3 protein-coding genes and 1 riboswitch are annotated in these 2,356 nt (G+C 62.2%); all 3 genes read left to right on the plus strand.

The window, feature by feature from the left end; translation table 11 throughout:
* On the plus strand, positions 1-592 hold a 592-nt coding region (locus tag AC1D1P_RS21225; protein ID WP_477674326.1), incomplete at its 5' end, for a Bug family tripartite tricarboxylate transporter substrate binding protein.
* A gap of 224 nt (positions 593-816) precedes the next feature.
* Positions 817-1,269: a RidA family protein gene (locus tag AC1D1P_RS21230; RefSeq protein ID WP_477674327.1), complete on the plus strand. Its 453-nt coding sequence runs from the start codon at positions 817-819 to the stop codon at positions 1,267-1,269.
* A 118-nt stretch (positions 1,270-1,387) separates the two neighbouring features.
* On the plus strand, positions 1,388-1,993 hold the full coding sequence (locus AC1D1P_RS21235; protein WP_477674328.1) for a hypothetical protein: 606 nt from the start codon (positions 1,388-1,390) through the stop codon (positions 1,991-1,993).
* Between the two features lie 113 nt (positions 1,994-2,106).
* A riboswitch (FMN riboswitch) is annotated at positions 2,107-2,268 on the plus strand.
* The last annotated feature ends 88 nt before the right edge of the window (positions 2,269-2,356 follow it).

Consider the following 2,356-nt stretch of genomic DNA (forward strand, 5'->3'; position numbering starts at 1 on the left):
GTTTGCCGGCGGCGCGCAGTACAAGAATGGCGACATCAAGGGCTTCCTCAAAAACTACCGGAGCAGCAAGGTGCCGCTGGCGCTGGCCCACAGCGGCAATGGCTCCATCAGCCACCTCTCCAGCGAACTGTTCGCCAGCGCCACCGGGATCAAGGTCAACGCCATTCCCTATCGCGGCTCTGCGCCCGCGCTCACCGATGTTGCGGCCGGCCAGGTGGACGCGCATTTCGCCACGCTGGCCAGCGGCAGTTCGCTGCTCGGCGCGAACAGGATCTCTGCCTTGATGGTGACCGGCAATGCGCGCCTCGCCGCCCTGCCCGGCGTACCGACCGCGCACGAAGCCGGCATTGAGGGCATGCAGTTCAACCAGTGGTGGGCATTGGTGGCGCCGGCCACCACGCCGATCGAGATCGTCGAGCGGCTGCGCAGCGAAGCGGTGGCGGCGCTGGCGCACCCTTCCACACGCGAGCGCCTTACCACCCTGGGCATTGACCTGAAAGGCTCGACACGCGACGAACTGCGTGCCTTCATGCGCAACGAAGTAGACCGCTGGGGTGCTGTGGTGCGAAAGGCCGGCATCAAGCCCGAGTGACGCCGGCATGTGGAAGGTTGAAAGAGCACGGAACAAGCCGCGCAGGCCCTGGCGCCGTTCCATCATTTCCTTTCATGACCCCAAAGGCCTCCGGAACCCGCGCACCATCCTACAATTCCCTGCACTGCCAGCCGGTCACGCAGCCTCCTTCGCTATCAAAAACATAGCTGCTTGCGCTCGTTCCTATTGGGCTGGAACCATTTTTCTTCACCAAAAGGACCACCATGAGCGCCTACGACAAGCTGAAAGCACTGAACATCACCCTGCCCACCGTGGCAACGCCCCTGGCAGCTTACCTGCCCTTCGTGCAGACCGGCAACCTGGTGTTCCTGAGCGGCCATATCGCCAAGAAGGACGGCAAGCCCCTCGYCGGCCAGCTCGGCAAGAACATGACGACAGAAGAAGGCAAGGCCGCCGCGCGCTCGGTCGCCATCGACCTGATGGGCACGCTCGAAGCCGCCGTCGGCCTGGGCAAGGTCAARCGCATCGTCAAGCTCATGAGCCTGGTCAACTCMACCGGCGACTACACCGAGCAGCACCTGGTGACCAACGGCGCCAGCGAGTTGTTTGCAGAAGTCTTCGGCGACGCTGGCAAACATGCGCGTAGCGCATTTGGCGTGGCGCAGGTCCCCATGGGCGCCTGTGTGGAGATCGATCTGGTTGCTGAAGTCGAGTAAACGCGTGAACAACCCGTTCCGGTCCGCCACTTCTGTCTCGCGGCGGGTAGCCGGTTTTGTCCTTGTTTCGATGGGTTTTGTTTGCACGTCGTACGCGCAGTCGCCCTCACAGGAAAGCATGGCCGGCGACTACATGCTGCAAGGTGTGATGGAAACCGGCTCCGGCATGCGCTTGAGCAGTGACGGAACTTACCGTTTTTTCCTGATAGTCGGCTCCGTTGATGAATTCGATCAGGGCCGCTGGCGCATCGAGAATTCGAACGTGCTGCTTGAATCCACCGCAACGCCGCAAGCCCCCACATTCACCTTTTTGCGCTCCAATAAAGAGCCCGGAGCCGCCGCCAAAGTCACCTTCGAAGGTCCGGATGCGCAAAAGGTGGCCGCGCTGGCGCAAGTCGATTTCACGGTCAACGGACTTTCCATTCCGGCTCGCCAGACGCGCTCAGGCAACCTGGAGGCGGACAGCTTCGACGTGCCGGTCAGCAAAGTCAGCCTGTCTTACCTGGGCGCGATGCGCAACTATCCCGTGGTCGAGCATCGCCCCAAAGACTCCAGCCACAACCACTTTGTGTTTGGCGCCACCTTAGGCAACTACGGCTTTGTGCGCTTCGACAAACTGAGCCTGGCCATTGACGGTGACAGCCTGCGGATGAAACCACCTGGAGCAGGGTTCGGGCCAGGCCGTGAGTTTCGCTATGTCAAGGTAAAGCCCAAATCACCTTGACGCTCTTCGCGCTGCAATGTTCCCCCTGCACGCAGCAGGGCGGCGACGACAGACCGGCGGCGGAGTCTGCGAGCTCCCATTAAACTCAACCCGTCCCGGCCATTTTGCCGGGGCAGCGTTCTCAGGGCGGGGTGAAATTCCCCACCGGCGGTGTTTGCAGGAAACTGCATCAGCCCGCGAGCGCCTGGTTGCCGTGCTTCATACGGCAACCAGGGTCAGCAGATTCGGTTCAACCCCGAAGCCGACGGTCACAGTCCGGATGAAAGAGAGCGCGATGTTTACGGCTGTGCCGTGGGCGGCTATGGCTGGGWGCGGGTTCTCCGCAGCGGCTGTTCGTTCTCCCACGTGCTGGCCGCAGGCTCG

This window comes from Polaromonas sp. P1_E1_2, assembly GCF_056406035.1.

Coding starts and splice junctions, on each gene's coding strand:
- AC1D1P_RS21235 (WP_477674328.1), top strand. CDS start 1,388: ATGGCCGGCGACTACATGCTGCAAGGTGTGATGGAAACCGGCTCCGGC.